Consider the following 16,145-nt stretch of genomic DNA (forward strand, 5'->3'; position numbering starts at 1 on the left):
TCTGCCATCCATCTATCGGAAAATATATGTAGTTTTTATTCTCCTTATATTTTCCGATATTCTGGATAGCCAATAAATCTATAATCTTTTCCAACCTGGGTAAATGATATATCCTTAAATTCAATTGCATCTTGCATTTTAGTGATACCAGTCCCCTCTACAAAGCTAGGCGCCAATCTGCCCCCAATAATTTTTGGTGCGACATATAATATAAGTTTATCCATCAATTTATTTTCAATAAACGAAGCATTTACCTCTCCACCACCTTCAATAAGCAGGGAGGAAACTCCTTTTCCCCCTAAAACATCAAGCATTTCATATAAGTTTATATGCTTTTCTCCGCTAGTAACAAATACTTTGACTCCTGCATTTTCTAATGCTTGCTTTTTTTCCACTGCATGATTACTTGTTGTAAATATCCAGGTAGGGGCTTCTCCATCTGTAACAACGTTAGCTTCCATTGGTATGCGTAATGTTGAGTCCAATATTATTCGAATTGGATTTCTTCCATTTGGAATACGCGTTGTCAATGATGGATTATCCTTTTGTACAGTATTTGCTCCTACTAAAATGGCTGCATTTTCATTTCGTATTTGGTGTACTTCCTGTCTCGCTTCTGTAGATGTGATCCACTTACTATCCGATAAAGAAGTAGCAATTTTCCCATCTAATGTAACACCCGATTTAATCGTTACAAATGGGCGCTTTGTCAAAATATATTTATTAAAGACTTCATTCATCTTTTTAGATTCTTCTTCACACACTCCTACAAGCACTTCAATACCAGCATCTTGCAGAATTCTAATTCCACGGCCAGAAACAAGTGGATTTGGATCAAGTGTAGCAACTACTACCTTCTTAATTCCTGCTTGTACAATTGCTTCTGCACAAGGGCCTGTTCTTCCATGATGAGCACAAGGTTCAAGAGTTACATAGATTGTACCACCACGCGCCTGTTCTCCCGCCATACGTATCGCATGTATTTCAGCATGTGGTTCTCCGGCCTTCATATGTGCTCCGATCCCTACAATTCGGTTATCATTTACAATTACAGATCCAACCAGTGGATTTGGAGTCGTTTGTCCCTTCATAGCCTTGGCATTTTCTAGTGCTAACTTCATATACAATTCATGCTCAAGCATGTAAGTGTCCCCCTTCAAAATGTCCAGAACGTTGAATCTTCGTTTGTAAATATTTCTCATTAAACTCTGAGACATCACCCCATAACGGTTCACGACTCGTAACATTTAATCCCGCTTTTTGTAACGCTTCTAATTTTTTCGGATTATTTGTAATAAGTTTTACAGGTTTTGAGCGTAGTGCTTTTAATACTTCAATTGTATCATCATAGTTGCGAACATCATCTTCAAAACCTAGGTTCAGATTAGCTTCTACTGTATCTAATCCATTTTCTTGCAAGAGGTACGTCATCGCTTTACTAAACAAGCCAATCCCTCTTCCTTCATGATTCGCTAAGTAAAATAAAGCGCCTGAACCATGTTCTGTAATCATTTGTAAAGACTGCTTTAATTGGAATCCACAATCACAACGTTTACTCCCAAAGATATCACCCGTGTGACAAATACTATGCATACGGATTAGGGCATCTTCAGAATTCTCAAAATTACCATATACAAGCACACTAGATTGCTGCATATCAGCTAAATTAATAGATGAAAGTTTTTCAATAATCCCTTCTACACTATTTGTACCCTCACTACATTGTAACCAAGAATACCATTGGAAAACTTTAGTCTCCCCATATAAATTAATTGGCAATTTGATAGGACCTACTAAATAAATATCCTTTCCATCTTGATGTATAAATTGAATTTTATCTTCTAACATATGAATTGTATCTGTTGTAACCATTAGGTACCTCCTAGTATAGAGAATCTCTAAAAATTCTCTTCCATTGTTATATTTTTTATTGTTTAACTTACACAACGTAAGTGTTTTTACAGATGCTATTCTTTTTTCTCTCAGCTTATATGCAATATGTATCATTACAACTTTGGCCATTTAAAGAAAAGAGTTTTAGTTACATAAAACAACTTAGTTACTTTATGTAAGTGAGTATACATTCGTAATTAATTTACGTCAAGTAATTAATTATAAAAACATTTGTTACTAATGGTAAGATGTTATATAATTTATTTTAGGAGGTGAAGGAAAATGAATGATTCTACATTATGCCCTCGCTTTGAAAAAGGAATGAAATTTTTTAGCCAACGATGGACAGCACTAATTATTTACCAACTTTTTTCTGGATCTCAGCGCTTTTGTACGCTTGAATCTTCTCTTCCTGTTAGCGGAAGATTACTTTCAGAAAGATTGAAAGAATTAGAACTAGAAGGAATTGTCGAACGTAAAGTCTTTCCTGAGACACCAGTTCGTATAGAATATTCTTTAACTCAAAAAGGATTTGCTTTAGAAGCTATTATTCGCGGAATAGAAGAATGGTCACAGGAATGGATAGAACTTGAGGAATAACATAAAAGCTTTTTCGTATATAGTTTTAAGTAATCAAATTACAGATACCTATTATTAAAACGCTAGTTTTTCAAGCATTTATGAAAACCTAGCGTTTTTTAATGAATAAAATTAAAGAAATAAAAAAAGGTGATCAAAACGATCACCTTGTTCCTTTAAAGATTAAAATAGTGTTTTTAACACCTTTTATTCATACATACTCGATTAATAAAAAGAACGAATAAACTTTTTTGTAACTAAACAGTTTTATTTTCACAATACAATTAGCTTCCCCCGTTATTTACGGACAGTAAGACCACTACTAATTAAAGTTTCACTTTATTACATTTGAATATTACTTATGAAATTTCACACGCTCTTCAAGCGGTTGGAATTCTTTTTCTCCTGGTGCAGCCGTTGGATTACCGAATGGCATTTGTGCAATGAGTTTCCAATTAGCAGGGACATTCCATTCTTGTTTTACCTCATCGTCAATTAATGGATTATAATGTTGTAAAGATGCCCCTAATCCCTCTGCTTCTAAACCTGTCCACACGACTAATTGGTGCATACCTGATGCTTGGTGTGACCAAATTGGGAAGTTTTCAGCATATGCAGCAAATTTTTCTTGAAGCGATTTAACGATAGCTTCATCTTCAAAGAATAGTACTGTTCCATAACCAGCTTTAAAAGAATCCATTTTTTGTTGCGTTCCTGAGAAATCTCCATCTCCAACAACTTTTCTTAATGTTTCAGTTGTAATATCCCATAATTTATTATGAGCTTCACCAAATAATACAACTAATCGCGCAGTTTGAGAATTGAAAGCTGATGGAGTATATTTCACAGCAAACTCCACGATTTCTTTAATTTTTTCATCTGATACTTGTACCTCTTTATTAATCCCATAGTAAGTACGTCTTTCTTTCAGTGCAGCATAGAAATCTTTTGTCATAATTCAATTCCTCCTAAGTTTTAATATTCTTCAAAATGTTACATTGCGAAGATAATATGAGTTGAAATGAGTTCATTTTTGAACCATTGAACTCCATAACACCAATTGCTAGTCATTCTGAATCTAAACCACTGCTTATTGCTTCAGTTTACCTAAAAAAACTCTTATAGCATCATTGATACAATCTAGTGATCATTCGGTACTATTTTACCCATTCTCTATTCATGTATCCTGCTTGTTTCATATTTACACAAATATGAAACTAACCTTAAATTGATGGTCAAAAAAGCCAGGTAGCACGAATAACACATTACCTGGCTTTTTACATTGTAAATTCAACTAACCATTTTTAATGAATAGTAGTCAAAACTATACTCATCGCTTATTTAATAATTAACATCTCATAAGGATGTTGTTCCATAAATCTATTCTCCCAAGGAATCTCTAATGATGTCCAATTTGAACCACCATCTACTGACTGATACACTCCTTTATTGCTAAACAGATAGAACGTTCCATCACTTGTTGCCTTTAATACTGGTATGATTGTGCCTTTAGCAGTTGGTAAACCTGCATTCATTTCTGCCCAAGGCTGATCTTTTTCTTTCTTATAAATGAATGATTCACAATTTCCATTATTGTAATCATGCGCTACGTGTGGATTTGAAGATGTCGCGATAATAATATTTTCTGGATCATTCGGATTAACTGCCATTTGATATGCGTAATGATGCTTTAGCCCACTACACATATAGTTCCACGTCTTACCTCCATCATTACTCTCCGCATACTCGTGACCTGGTTCTTTCAAGAATGAATCACCTAACACCCCGTATAAGCGATTTGGCGCATTGCGATGTGATGTAAGAATGTGAATATCTTGAGGATAGTTCCCCTCTTTTTCCTCAGTCCATGTCTTACCTCCATCTACACTTTTAATTAATCCCCCAACCTCAATAGTCGTATAAATAGTTTCTGGATTATTAGCATCAATTTCAATATGTTTTACATGGTGTGTATATGTTCTTTGAGGAAAGAACCATGATGAATACGATGGCATTTGTCGATAATCCGTTAGCAATTCAAAACTGTCTCCTCCATTTTTCGATACAAACATTGCGCTCGGTTCAATTCCTACATATACAATCCCGTTACCATCATCCCCCTTCGCTGGAGATACAGCAACTGCTGTAATAGCTCTCATATGAATAGCATTAGCTGGGAAAACTTCACCAAAGGAAGGTAACGTACCAATTGATTCCCATGAACTTCCCCCATCTCTACTTCTCCATAATCCCCTATCAAAAGTACCACAATACATTCTTTCTAGGTCGTATGGATCTACAGCTAAAGCAACTGGATTCGCACCTACAAAATGCGATTGGACACTCCATGTTGAGTCTTTTTTTTCTGCGATTACAAGTTCTCTATCAAACGCTAATATGAATTTTTCCATAACTAAAATCTCCTCGTTTCATGAATTTTCTACTATATTATTTAAATTTTGAGCATTACAAGTTAAGAGGTGCCACTTACATGCTATAGCATATAAAAGATGGATTTTATACGATATATGTGATTAAAAACTTACATTATATAATTTGTTAACTTCACATTAGTATGATGAACAAGATGTCCCGTTAACTCATATAAGTCCATATGCTACCTTCAAATAACTTACAATATACATGCTATAGCATACATATTATAGAATGCATGATTACATGTCAAACTTTAATACTGTCTTAGAATCAGTTCTTTAGATCGCCTATAATAATTGAAAAGTCATAATATAAACAGAAATACTTTATTGAATAAAACATAAAAAAGAGTGCAACTTTGCACTCTTTTTACTCATTCTTTACCCTTAGAAATCAAAGTTATCAGGATCTGGACCAACGCGGTGATTTTCATTTAACGCATCGATTTTCTCCATATCTTCTTTCGTTAATTCAAAGTTAAATACATCAGCATTTGCAATAATACGGTGTTCTTTCGTTGATTTTGGAATTGTAATTACTCCATTTTGAAGATCCCAACGTAAAATAACTTGTGCTGTTGTTTTACCGTGTTTCTCAGCAATTGCTTGTAATGTTTCATTATCTAATAATTGACCTTGCATTAATGGTGACCATGCTTCCATTTGAATACCTTGTTCTTTACAGAAAGCTTGTAATTCTTTTTGTGTTAAACGAGGGTGGTATTCTACTTGGTTAATCATTGGCTTAATTTCTGCATCTTTTATTACATCTTGCAGATGATGGATTTGGAAGTTACTTACGCCAATTGCACGTACACGCTTTTCTTTATAAAGTGTTTCTAACGCTCTCCACGTATCTTTATATTTCCCTTCCACAGGCCAGTGAACAAGATATAAATCTAAATAATCTAGTTTTAATTTTTTTAAACTTTCTTCATATGCCGCAATTGTTTCTTCATATCCTTGGTCTGCATTCCATACTTTTGAAGTGATAAACAATTCTTCTCTTGAAATTCCAGTTGCTTCAATACCTGCACGGATTCCCTCACCTACAGCTGCTTCATTTCCATAAATTGCAGCTGTATCGATGCTGCGGTATCCTGCTTTAATTGCTGATTTAATCGCTTCTACAAGTTCTGGTCCTTCTTCTACTTTAAATACACCTAAACCAAACCAAGGCATTTCCACACCATTATTTAATACTGTTTTACTTTGTAAATTTTTCATTTTATTTTCTCTCCTTTTATTTTACTTGATCTCGTTTTTCTAATGTCATACTCCATGCTGTTAAAATAACAGCACCTACTACCATAAGGCCGCCTACCCAAGCTGTATGAATTAACCCTAACGAGTTCGTTACAATACCGCCTAAATAAGCACCCAGAGCAATCCCAGCATTAAACGCCGCAATATTAATTGCCGATGCAACATCGACAGCACTCGGTACAAATCGTTCAGCTAACATTACGACATATACTTGTAACCCTGGAACATTCATAAATGCGAATAGCCCCATTAAAATAATTGTGATTAACCCAGCTACCTTAAATGGTGCCGTAAACGTTAAAACAAATAATATAATTGCTTGAATAAAGAACATGTAGAATAGCGCTCGAATTGGATTATGATTCGATAATTTTCCACCAATCACATTCCCTATCGCAATGGCGATTCCATACACTAATAAAATGATCGTAACCGTATTAGCTTTAAATCCTGTTACTTCTTGTAACAACGGAGATAAATACGTAAATGTTACGAATGTTCCCCCATATCCTAATGCAGTAATGATGAAAACTAGTAACAGTCTTCCGTTCGTAATCAATTTAAACTGATCACGGAATGATACAGACGCACCTTTTTTCATATTAGATGGGATGAGAATACTATTTGCAATTAAGGCAATAATTCCAATTACTACAATTGCTAAAAATGATGTTCTCCAGCCAAATTGTTGACCAATAAATGTTCCAATTGGTGCCCCTGTAATAGTTGCAACTGTTACACCAGTAAACATAATTGCAATGGCGCTAGCACGTTTATTTTCTGGTACAAGTGCCGCAGCAATCGTTGAACCAATTGACATAAACACACCATGCGAAAGTGCAGAAACAATTCGCGCAATAAGTAATACAGTGAAGCTTGTTGCGACAGCTGCAATTCCGTTACCAATAATGAAAATAATCATAATCCACATTAATAACGTTTTTCGTGACATATTAGCTGTTAACGACGTTAATACTGGAGCACCAAATGCTACTCCTAACGCATATAAAGAAACTGTTAAACCAGCTGTTGTCACCGACACATGTAAATCTTCCGAAATAGATGGCAATAAACCGACACTAACAAATTCAGTTGTCCCAATCCCGAACGCACTAATTGCTAGCGCTAATAACGCAAATATACTTCTTCGATCCGTCCGAACTTCTGAAGACGATGCTGTATATGAGTTCAATTGATTTCCCCTCTTCCCTATAATTCCTATCATAATAGTGCGATAAAAAGGCCCTTTTATCTTTCAAAAAATATATTTAATCTCTACTAACGCTATTATGAATAGTTTCATTCTCTTTTTAAAGAACGCACTTTAAAGTACGATAGATACTTTTTAGTATCGTAAAGCTTGTCTCTCTCCTACATGTACTATTATGAAATATATTTAATATAATGAATAGTACGCACTTTAAAGTGCTGTAGGTACTAAAAAGTAACATAGTTAATTACTAGTACTATAAAGCTTGTTTCCCTCTCACATGTGCTATTATGAATGATATTTAACATAATAAAAAGTACGTACTTTAAAGTACTATAGGTACTAAAAAGTAACATTTATATAACCTAGCTTATTTTGCTCAAAAATTGAAATCTACATTCCATGAAAAAGACTTTCAAATGAAGAAATACCCTTTCCTGTAGAAGCAACTTTAGAGGACATTACTTAAACATATAAAGGTCATGCTCATTACCACAGACAAATAATAAAAAAGCAAAAACGAACAGAAATTTGTTCATTTTTGCTTTTTTTATTTAACAATTAAAATGTACGACTTTTGGAAAGGAAATCTGCATTAGCTCCCGTTACACCACTTTGCCCCCAGTTTCCTGGAATCATTTCACGGATAAGAATTAGCACTTTATCCAAAGGTGCATGTGTATATTTAGATGTTACTTGTGTAAGTTCATTTACCCACTTATCCTTCGTCTCTTGATCGAATGTATTCCATATATCAATCTTAATAATTGCCATTCCATCAACGTTACCAGACGGTGTATCGTAAGACTCTTTTGTCTCCCAATTGGACACCCTACTTTTCTCAGCAAAGGTAGCATCACTTGCTACAGCTCCAGCTTTCCCCCAATTTTCTTTCTCAAGTTCCGTGATCAACACTTGAATTTTGTCAGGGACAATTTTTAATCGTTTTATTGTAAGTTCAGTTACTTCATAAATAAATTCCTTTTTTTCTTCTGTTGACATTGTTGGCCAAGTATTTAGCTCAATTAATGGCATAGTATTGCCCCCTAAAATTAATTATCTATTCACTAGCTACAGCTATTGATTCAAATGATTTTTAACTGCTCTTACTACCAATTCGTGATCTTCTTCTGGCGGCAATCCTGAAACTGTTATCATTCCAATAACCCCTACGTTTTTTATTCTGATAGGAAAGCATCCACCAAACGCAGCATATTCCGAAGTATCTAAAAGATATTTTTCATTATATGAAATTCCAGTTATTTCACTTTGTATCTGCATATAATACGAGCTACGATCATGCAGGGAAACAACTCGTTTTTTACGCTCAATCCATTTCGTATTTTCCGCATTTGTCCCTGTCATCTTGAAATGAAATAATTGCACACCATTTTTCGTTATATCAACAGCAATCAATTTTCCTTCTCGCTTTGCTGTTTCAACGATAAATAAACCTAGTTGCAAGGCATCTTCATTTGTAAAAGAGGAAAATTGAAGTGTTTCCTCCTCTTTTAAAATTTGTTTACTTATTTCATTCAAATTTGAAGTACTCATATCTTTAACCTCCATAATTGTTTTATGCCACTGCGGCATTTTTTGAAATTATTAGGCCACATAGTACAACCTTTCAATCAATCTGATTCTAAATAAAATGCTGTAACATCGGTGGCAACTAGTACCATAAAGCTTTTTTTCTTCTTACTGGTGCTATTATGAATGATATTCAAAGTTATAAAAAGTACGCACTTTAAAGTGCTATAGGTACTTTAAAGTACTATTCTACTTATCCCTATCTCACAGAGACTATTATGAAATATATTTAACATCTTAAAAATGTATGTACTAAAGAATAATATTTTTCATATCAAACTTTTTGGTTCAATAGCTGTAATTCAAATTCATCAAATGTTTGTATCAAGACAAACGAAAAATAAAAAGAACCTAGCCGATACTAGATTCTTTTCTGATCAAAAAAATACTCTTATATTTCTCGTGTGTTGTTACAAACGACTTAGAATAGAACTACTACTAAAGGCTCATTTTAATTACAGTAAAAGATTGGTGAAACGAATACATTACACCACCTAAAAATAGGAGGCAACAAAAATGAGTGAAAAAACAGCAGGATTCTCACAAGTAAATCACGTCGGAATTACAGTAAGTAATTTAGAAAAATCTATCGTTTTTTATGAAGCATTAACAGGTAAGAAAGTATCAAATATCGATGAAATTGGCGGAAAGAGAATGGCGCAAACCCAAGGACTTGAAGATACTCGTATTAAATATGCCAATCTACACTTAGATAATTTGAATATCGACATTCTAGAATACATTGTCCCTAAATCAGATAAAGCCTCTTACTCAAATGATCAAATTAGTGCGATGCATCTTTGTTTTGAAGTAGAAGATATCGATGCCGCTGTAGAACGTCTAAAAGCAATTGGAGTAGAACCAGATGGAGAGCCAATTGTCTTTCAAGAAGAAGACAGCTTAAAATCTGGATTTGGTACAGGCGTTGCCTACTTCCGTGATCCAGATGGTACTAATTTAGAACTTATCGCTCCAAAAGGTCCATTTAGACGTGAATAGTTAAAATTAATTGATACCGAAGCAGCCACCTTATCTGAAAGGTGGCTGCTTGCCGGTAAGTTGATAGATTGAATAAAAAAGGACAAACTCTCCAACTTGAGAAGTTTGTCCAAAAATAGATATTTCATATTCCACTACTTTGACAATACAATCAACAATCGTGAATTAGAATAATGACTTAATACTTGCTAAAACAGTAAGTACACCTACAATAATAACAAATACGTTACTCATTTTCCCTTTGTATTTAGCTAGTACTGGTACTTTTTGAATCGCATACATCGGTAATAGACATAAGATAGCAGCAACTAATGGACCGCTAAGTGAATCAATAATTCCAAGAATACTTGGATTTGCATAAGCAACATACCAGCATGTTAATACGACAAAAGTAAGGATTATTGTCTTAATTGTTTTCTCTTCTATATCTTTTCCACGTGTTTTACCAAACTTCATAATCACGTCACGCATTACCTCATATGCTCCAATATAGTGGCCAAGGAAAGACTTTGTAATAGCCACAAAAGCAATGATAGGAGCTGCAATAGTGATTACAGGCGAATTAAGCTCATTAGCAAGATATGAAAGGATTGATAAGTTCTGCTCTTTTGCCATTTTAATATCATCTGGAGTCAAACTCAATGTACTGCTCCAGACGAAGAACATAACAACCGCAAATGTCATGATATAACAAACCTTTTGTATTTGCGCACATTTAGCATCAGTGGCTTCGATTCCATACGTAGCTCTCTGTTTCACAACAAATGATGAAATCATAGGTGAATGATTAAATGAGAATACGATGATTGGTAGAATCATTAATATCGTTCCAAAATACCCTGTTCCTGTTGAAGAAGTAGAAACAGCTGAAAAACTAAGCATTGACGTATTCCACTGTGGAATTAAAGATATTGCGATAAAAAGTAGAGAAGCTATGAAAGGATACACTAGCATACTCATAACCTTTACAGTAATATCTTGACCAAAATTCAGGATAGCGATAAGACCAAGAACTAATACAAGTGATAAAATAGCCCTTGGAGGTTCTGGCATGTGCAATTGATGCACGATAAAACTACTTGCAGTATTTGTAAGCGCAACCGAATACATTAGTACGATTGTATAAATTGAACCGAAATATACGATGTTAAAAATGATACTCGCTTTATTTCCGAAATACTCTCTAATTGTACCTGTGATCCCCTCATCAGCAGAATTAGAAGCGTATATCATTTTAGCAAGCGCCCTATGTGAGTAGTACATAACTGGATATGCAAGTAATGTAATTAGTAGTAAAGATAATAAACCACCTGAACCTGCATTAATCGGTAAAAAGAGCACCCCTGCTCCAATTGCAGTTCCAAATAGACTGAGTGCCCATGTAGTATCCTGCTTATGCCACTTTTTCGGATCTGCATATTGCTCATTTTTTAGTGCGGTATTTTCAGCTTGAACTTCTATTTTCTTTGCAGTATTCCCGTTCATATAATAACTCCCCCTTGTATCTATTCCTGCACCTCTCTTTATAGCTACCGAATATTTTCCTTTTTGGGAAAATGAATTCCTTACAAGTTGCCCCACATTGCATGTCCTTCATCATAATAAATCCAAATTGAAACATTCGCTAGTTAGCGTCCTAATATAATTGTTAGCGTTCACAAAAAAGTTTACTCGTAATATCCGCTCTTTATATAAAGACCCTTAAGAGAACAATATAGAATAGACTTCATAAATACGTTGCAACATTTCTAATAACAGTGTATTACTTTAATGGTTTCTCTTTTTTACTTTTAACAGTAATTTTAGCTAAACCGGCCTCTCTTAATTTGCGAGGCATTTCTTTCTCAATTCTATACATTACTTTCATAACTTCGGCAGCACTGATGATATTGCCTACACAAGCCACTGAAGCACATTACATACATTTCGCCTCTAATCACACACCTTTCTTAACTCATAATCGCATTTTTTATATTTTCTCCAGAGATAATAAAATTTCTCTCGACGCCCTCATTATAACGTGTATATTTATAAAATTAATATTTTTATATTTTCAGAAATATTTAAAGGATATAATTTTACATAGATAACATTTTACAGTTAGCACGCAACCCTTGTTCCTATCACTTAAAATTGAATTAATTAGCATAAAATACACTAATATATTACTTATTCAAGTTACTCATCATACAAACATTTATATCCTTCTTTGTCAAAAATTTTTATTTCGAACAAAAAAAGATATTCTAATAAATAATTAATATGATTAAAAATAAATATCTTATTGAATGTACAAACTAATTTTCAGGATATATATTATAGACATTGTATTCATATACATTTTTAGAAAGATACATTTTTTACTTTATGGCAATAAGAGGACCGCTAACATTTTACAAAAACCTACGCTAAACGCAAAAATACAATAAGCTGCCCATATCGGGCAGCTTTATTTACATAACAATTGTTATCAGAGGTGTGCAAACAACTCACTTCAAATTCATCTTAATTCGAGTTTTTTCAACTCTTCTTCAGAAATATCCCTATGTTTGTAATGAATCGTTTTTACATCATTTCCTTTTATACGAAAAATAATTGTGTCCTCTCCATAAGGCGGATTGTGTGCACCCTCAAAGGTTTGAATTTGAACAGCTACATAGAAAATAGAGTTTACTTCGTCTTTTTTTATCTCAAGTATTTTTTCAGAACCTCGATACCAAAGTTTCGGTTCCTTATAATAGTTTTCAACCTCTTTACTTATCGGCTCTAATAAGAGCTCAATGACTACTTCTTTTAAAAACTCTTTTGGTACAGGTATTCTGTTGATTTTCTTTCTTTTCACATCAATAATTCTCCAAAAATCACCGCTCTTTTCAACAGTATAAAGAACATTCGTACCATCAGCTTTCCAAAGATAAAAATAACCTTTATTTCCCTTAATATATAATCGTGGTTCATCAATCCACTCACCTTCTGTTTGGACTATCCCTAGAAACAGTTGAGTAAGTGGCGTTATCTTATAACCTAATTGATTAAAATCACCAAACGAATAAAGTTCATAACCGGTTAAATCTATGTCAAAATGTTCATTCGTATTATTTTCCTTTTTCACAATTGCTTGAACAGAAATGCAGGGTAATAAAAAACTAAGAAAACACATAATGCTAACCATTGTTAGTCTTATTTCCATAACATCAATCCTCTCTTTTATTAAGATGCAACAAAAGAGAGGATTTTATTGATTATTGCACAACCTAACAAATTAAAACCCCTCATTAACTAACTCTTTGATCGAGTTTAATTTTGAAGAAAGCTCGATAAACCATTCTTCATCCCCTGTTAATAATGCTAGGTCTATAAGATAAAGAATTTGCTCTTTATTTACTGCCTTTGACTCTGGGAGTTTGTTAACATGTTTACTATAAAGTGAAATTGCTTCGTTCATTGTATACTTGTTGTCACGTTTCACAATAATAACTGTAACTACATCTTCTACATCATCAAGGGATGCAATGTAACCAACTATTAATTCACCTTCATTTGAAATTCCTCGAACCCAATCTCCTACTTTTAAAATATGATTATTATTTGACATCATACTTTTTCACCTTCTTACAAATTATTTTTAATGACGATAAACAAGATATAAAAACAAAATTGAACTGTAATATTTTCTATTACATTTAAATGTTAAGAACTTACGGCTATTTAACAATTAAGCCGTTTAACGTTCTTTATTGATGAGATCAACAACTTCTTTCATTGTATAATTCTTTAAGTACTCACCTAGATGTTCTTCCGCACCTAAAAAAATTGTGAAAAGGACTTTTTGCATATTCAAACCTACAATACACTGATTATTTGATTCCGGGCATTTAGGTTGCAAAGCACCTTCAGAGGTTATTTGATAAATATGCCAGAGATTAACTTCACTTAAATCGCGAGCGAAAATAAAACCTCCACCAGTACCCTCTTTTGATTGTATAAACTTATGTTTTTTTAACAAACTTAGCACTTTACGAATGCGCACTGGGTGAACACCTGCGCTTTCTGAAATAGCATTACTTGTTGACATTCGGTCTGGCTGTAGAGCTAAATAAGTTAAACTGTGAATGGCCAAGGTAAAGTCGCTGCTCATGGTTTTCCTCCTACGATAAAGAATAATGTTTCTGGCATGTTAACTTACTGTAGCCATAAATATCACAGATACGTTAGTCAAACATTAAAATATATAAGAATCATTCTTAGCATAAAAAATAAATTCCTTTATATTTTATCCGAACTCACCTATATCCCATAACTCCATTTAGCCTTTTAAATTAAAAATACATTTAAAGACTCCATTGTTTCTTCACTTGCTCTTCTGCCAACTGTTTAATTTTTGTCCATATCGTATCTTTATTCACAATAACATTTGTTTGATAATTTCTATCTTTATAATTAACTGTAACGCATACTTCTATCATTTTCTGCTTTCTCCTTTCAAATTTTTTTATATTTAATTGCTGAAAAGTCTTGGATTTAGTTATAATATCTAACCTATAACTTCATTTTTTAATAATCAAATTTAAAAATCCCACTGTTTTTTGACTTGTTCTTCTGCCAATTGTTTAATCTTTGTCCACACCGTATCTTTGCTTACAATAACATTTGTTTGGTAGTTTCTATCTTTATAATTAACTGTAACGCATACTTCTATCACCTTTTGTTTCCTCCTTTCGAAAAATTTCCCTTTCATACTATTCCTTATTAGTTAGCCAACTTTTGCAGTTCAATATTTAAGAATGTTCGAACGCTACGTGGTAAAAATTTACGAATTTCTTCGTCATTAAAACCAATCTGTAATCTTTTCTCGTCCAGCATAATTGGGCGACGCAACATGAGCGGATGCTCAATTATTAATTTATAAAATTCATTCAGCGAAAGCTCATCTATATTTATATTTAAGTCTTGAAAAGTTTTGGATCTAGTTGAAATAATTTCAGTAGCACCCTCTTCCGTTAAACGAAGAATGGATTTTAGTTCATCCACTGTCATAGAATTGGATACGATATTTTTTTCAGTATAATCAATTTGATTCTCCTCCAGCCATGCTTTCGCTTTTCGGCATGAACCACAGCTTGCTGTTGTATATAAAACCACCATATTTCACTCACTCCTTTAATATTCTTTATGAAACGTACATTTTAAATATCAGTTATTGAAATGTATTAAAAAAAATTACAGTTTAGAATCAAATACACGTAATATTATTTATTCGGCAATGTTTCGTTTATTTCTACTATTCATTTCTTTTCATGCTTCTTTTATAAAATGATTGAAACTACATTTTACAGATGATGACAACTCACCTCTAAAAAGCTTACTGTAATTTTAAACCTTACAGTTCTATTAATCAAATGTTAAGTCTTGGAATAATTAATCATTTTTTTGTGCGAATTTCCCCGTAGCGTTATGGCGAACCAATTTCCAATGCACTTCAAAATACATTTTATTCATTTCTTACTTACATGTGCTATTATGAAATATATTTAGCATAATAAATAGTACGCACTTTAAAGTGTTATAGGCACTAAAAAGTAACCTATAAACTTTCTAGCGCAGTTCTGCTTACTTCTCTCTTACATCGGTTATTATGAACGATATTTAGCACAATAAATAGTACGCACTTTAAAGTGTCATAGGCACTAAAAAGAAAGAATTTTAGTATTACAACGTATGTAGGCTCAAAACTGTAATCTAAATTCATCAAAGGAGTTTTTTTATGAAGACATACAATATTCCTGTAGAAGCGACTTTAGAAGTTATTGGTGGAAAGTGGAAGGTTGTTATCCTTTGTCATTTAAAAAAAGGAACAAAAAGAACGAGCGAATTAAAACGTTTAATGCCTGGTATTACTCAAAAAATGTTAACACAACAATTACGTGAACTAGAAGAAGACGATGTAATCCAAAGAAAAGTGTATGACCAAGTACCACCGAAAGTAGAGTACTCTTTAACGGATTACGGTTCTTCTTTAGGAGCCATACTCGATTCCCTCTGCACTTGGGGAGAAGTTCATCTTGAAAAAAACGGGAATACGTCCATGCTTATTACAGCTGATGAATAGTAACTGTTCCTACTATATTGAAAATCAAAAATAGGTTGAGGTAATACATGCCCCAACCTATTTT

Annotated in this window: 18 protein-coding genes; 3 read left to right on the forward strand and 15 right to left on the reverse strand. The window is 33.4% G+C overall.

What is annotated here, in order from left to right:
• Window positions 1–44: 44 nt before the first annotated feature.
• Window positions 45–1,142: a bifunctional diaminohydroxyphosphoribosylaminopyrimidine deaminase/5-amino-6-(5-phosphoribosylamino)uracil reductase RibD gene (gene ribD / locus ATN06_RS17145; protein WP_060631646.1), complete on the reverse strand. Its 1,098-nt coding sequence runs from the start codon at window positions 1,140–1,142 to the stop codon at window positions 45–47.
• Window positions 1,135–1,872 (reverse strand): GTP cyclohydrolase II, encoded by a 738-nt coding sequence (locus ATN06_RS17150; RefSeq protein WP_060631647.1) that lies wholly within the window; start codon window positions 1,870–1,872, stop codon window positions 1,135–1,137. Before ATN06_RS17150 ends, ribD begins: the two co-directional genes overlap by 8 nt.
• A gap of 303 nt (window positions 1,873–2,175) precedes the next feature.
• Here ATN06_RS17150 and ATN06_RS17155 point away from each other — a divergent pair, with 303 nt between their 5' ends.
• Window positions 2,176–2,493 (forward strand): winged helix-turn-helix transcriptional regulator, encoded by a 318-nt coding sequence (locus tag ATN06_RS17155; RefSeq protein ID WP_001000104.1) that lies wholly within the window; start codon window positions 2,176–2,178, stop codon window positions 2,491–2,493.
• Between the two features lie 334 nt (window positions 2,494–2,827).
• On the opposite strand, the gene ATN06_RS17160 is transcribed toward ATN06_RS17155, so the two are convergent.
• The 6 genes from ATN06_RS17160 to ATN06_RS17185 all read right to left on the reverse strand — a co-directional run bounded on the left by ATN06_RS17160 (window position 2,828) and on the right by ATN06_RS17185 (window position 8,976).
• On the reverse strand, window positions 2,828–3,427 hold the full coding sequence (locus tag ATN06_RS17160; protein ID WP_046198378.1) for a nitroreductase family protein: 600 nt from the start codon (window positions 3,425–3,427) through the stop codon (window positions 2,828–2,830).
• A 382-nt stretch (window positions 3,428–3,809) separates the two neighbouring features.
• Complete coding sequence (locus ATN06_RS17165; RefSeq protein ID WP_060631648.1) at window positions 3,810–4,883, reverse strand: WD40/YVTN/BNR-like repeat-containing protein; 1,074 nt, start codon at window positions 4,881–4,883, stop codon at window positions 3,810–3,812.
• A 411-nt stretch (window positions 4,884–5,294) separates the two neighbouring features.
• A complete protein-coding gene (locus ATN06_RS17170) occupies window positions 5,295–6,134 on the reverse strand; it encodes an aldo/keto reductase (RefSeq protein WP_060631649.1) in 840 nt (279 codons plus the stop codon).
• 16 nt (window positions 6,135–6,150) lie between these two features.
• Window positions 6,151–7,365 carry an MFS transporter gene (locus ATN06_RS17175; protein WP_060631650.1) on the reverse strand — a complete coding sequence of 405 codons (1,215 nt, stop codon included), beginning with the start codon at window positions 7,363–7,365 and terminating at the stop codon, window positions 6,151–6,153.
• Between the two features lie 579 nt (window positions 7,366–7,944).
• Window positions 7,945–8,418 carry a tautomerase family protein gene (locus tag ATN06_RS17180; RefSeq protein WP_060631651.1) on the reverse strand — a complete coding sequence of 158 codons (474 nt, stop codon included), beginning with the start codon at window positions 8,416–8,418 and terminating at the stop codon, window positions 7,945–7,947.
• 42 nt (window positions 8,419–8,460) lie between these two features.
• Window positions 8,461–8,976, reverse strand: coding sequence for a heme-degrading domain-containing protein (locus ATN06_RS17185; protein WP_110093247.1), 516 nt, complete (start codon window positions 8,974–8,976; stop codon window positions 8,461–8,463).
• A 513-nt stretch (window positions 8,977–9,489) separates the two neighbouring features.
• Here ATN06_RS17185 and ATN06_RS17190 point away from each other — a divergent pair.
• Window positions 9,490–9,972 carry a VOC family protein gene (locus tag ATN06_RS17190; RefSeq protein ID WP_060631652.1) on the forward strand — a complete coding sequence of 161 codons (483 nt, stop codon included), beginning with the start codon at window positions 9,490–9,492 and terminating at the stop codon, window positions 9,970–9,972.
• 165 nt (window positions 9,973–10,137) lie between these two features.
• Here the strand turns inward: ATN06_RS17190 and ATN06_RS17195 are convergent, their stop codons facing one another.
• From ATN06_RS17195 to spxA, 7 genes are all read right to left on the reverse strand, one after another.
• Window positions 10,138–11,457, reverse strand: a complete 1,320-nt coding sequence (locus ATN06_RS17195; protein WP_060631653.1) for an aromatic amino acid transport family protein — start codon at window positions 11,455–11,457, stop codon at window positions 10,138–10,140.
• Window positions 11,458–12,472: 1,015 nt separating this feature from the next.
• On the reverse strand, window positions 12,473–13,162 hold the full coding sequence (locus ATN06_RS17200; protein WP_060631654.1) for a DUF3888 domain-containing protein: 690 nt from the start codon (window positions 13,160–13,162) through the stop codon (window positions 12,473–12,475).
• A 72-nt stretch (window positions 13,163–13,234) separates the two neighbouring features.
• On the reverse strand, window positions 13,235–13,570 hold the full coding sequence (locus ATN06_RS17205) for an IDEAL domain-containing protein (RefSeq protein WP_060631655.1): 336 nt from the start codon (window positions 13,568–13,570) through the stop codon (window positions 13,235–13,237).
• Between the two features lie 126 nt (window positions 13,571–13,696).
• Window positions 13,697–14,110 (reverse strand): Rrf2-family transcriptional regulator SaiR, encoded by a 414-nt coding sequence (saiR, locus tag ATN06_RS17210; protein WP_060631656.1) that lies wholly within the window; start codon window positions 14,108–14,110, stop codon window positions 13,697–13,699.
• A gap of 193 nt (window positions 14,111–14,303) precedes the next feature.
• Window positions 14,304–14,438 (reverse strand): BA3454 family stress response protein, encoded by a 135-nt coding sequence (locus tag ATN06_RS17215; RefSeq protein WP_060631657.1) that lies wholly within the window; start codon window positions 14,436–14,438, stop codon window positions 14,304–14,306.
• 101 nt (window positions 14,439–14,539) lie between these two features.
• Complete coding sequence (locus tag ATN06_RS17220; RefSeq protein ID WP_000573519.1) at window positions 14,540–14,674, reverse strand: BA3454 family stress response protein; 135 nt, start codon at window positions 14,672–14,674, stop codon at window positions 14,540–14,542.
• Window positions 14,675–14,721: 47 nt separating this feature from the next.
• Window positions 14,722–15,117 carry a transcriptional regulator SpxA gene (gene spxA, locus ATN06_RS17225; protein ID WP_000261180.1) on the reverse strand — a complete coding sequence of 132 codons (396 nt, stop codon included), beginning with the start codon at window positions 15,115–15,117 and terminating at the stop codon, window positions 14,722–14,724.
• Window positions 15,118–15,736: 619 nt separating this feature from the next.
• On the opposite strand from spxA, the gene ATN06_RS17230 reads away from it, so the two are divergent.
• Window positions 15,737–16,081 (forward strand): winged helix-turn-helix transcriptional regulator, encoded by a 345-nt coding sequence (locus ATN06_RS17230; RefSeq protein WP_000860825.1) that lies wholly within the window; start codon window positions 15,737–15,739, stop codon window positions 16,079–16,081.
• The last annotated feature ends 64 nt before the right edge of the window (window positions 16,082–16,145 follow it).

It is taken from the genome of Bacillus thuringiensis (assembly GCF_001455345.1).
GTDB classification, from domain to species: Bacteria; Bacillota; Bacilli; order Bacillales; family Bacillaceae_G; genus Bacillus_A; species Bacillus_A thuringiensis_N.

Coding starts and splice junctions, on each gene's coding strand:
- ATN06_RS17200 (WP_060631654.1), bottom strand. CDS start 13,162: ATGGAAATAAGACTAACAATGGTTAGCATTATGTGTTTTCTTAGTTTT.
- ATN06_RS17180 (WP_060631651.1), bottom strand. CDS start 8,418: ATGCCATTAATTGAGCTAAATACTTGGCCAACAATGTCAACAGAAGAA.
- ATN06_RS17230 (WP_000860825.1), top strand. CDS start 15,737: ATGAAGACATACAATATTCCTGTAGAAGCGACTTTAGAAGTTATTGGT.
- ATN06_RS17150 (WP_060631647.1), bottom strand. CDS start 1,872: ATGGTTACAACAGATACAATTCATATGTTAGAAGATAAAATTCAATTT.
- ATN06_RS17170 (WP_060631649.1), bottom strand. CDS start 6,134: ATGAAAAATTTACAAAGTAAAACAGTATTAAATAATGGTGTGGAAATG.
- ATN06_RS17190 (WP_060631652.1), top strand. CDS start 9,490: ATGAGTGAAAAAACAGCAGGATTCTCACAAGTAAATCACGTCGGAATT.
- ATN06_RS17195 (WP_060631653.1), bottom strand. CDS start 11,457: ATGAACGGGAATACTGCAAAGAAAATAGAAGTTCAAGCTGAAAATACC.
- ATN06_RS17165 (WP_060631648.1), bottom strand. CDS start 4,883: ATGGAAAAATTCATATTAGCGTTTGATAGAGAACTTGTAATCGCAGAA.
- ATN06_RS17155 (WP_001000104.1), top strand. CDS start 2,176: ATGAATGATTCTACATTATGCCCTCGCTTTGAAAAAGGAATGAAATTT.
- ATN06_RS17215 (WP_060631657.1), bottom strand. CDS start 14,438: ATGATAGAAGTATGCGTTACAGTTAATTATAAAGATAGAAATTATCAA.
- ATN06_RS17185 (WP_110093247.1), bottom strand. CDS start 8,976: ATGCCGCAGTGGCATAAAACAATTATGGAGGTTAAAGATATGAGTACT.
- ATN06_RS17205 (WP_060631655.1), bottom strand. CDS start 13,570: ATGATGTCAAATAATAATCATATTTTAAAAGTAGGAGATTGGGTTCGA.
- ATN06_RS17160 (WP_046198378.1), bottom strand. CDS start 3,427: ATGACAAAAGATTTCTATGCTGCACTGAAAGAAAGACGTACTTACTAT.
- spxA (WP_000261180.1), bottom strand. CDS start 15,117: ATGGTGGTTTTATATACAACAGCAAGCTGTGGTTCATGCCGAAAAGCG.
- ribD (WP_060631646.1), bottom strand. CDS start 1,142: ATGCTTGAGCATGAATTGTATATGAAGTTAGCACTAGAAAATGCCAAG.
- saiR (WP_060631656.1), bottom strand. CDS start 14,110: ATGAGCAGCGACTTTACCTTGGCCATTCACAGTTTAACTTATTTAGCT.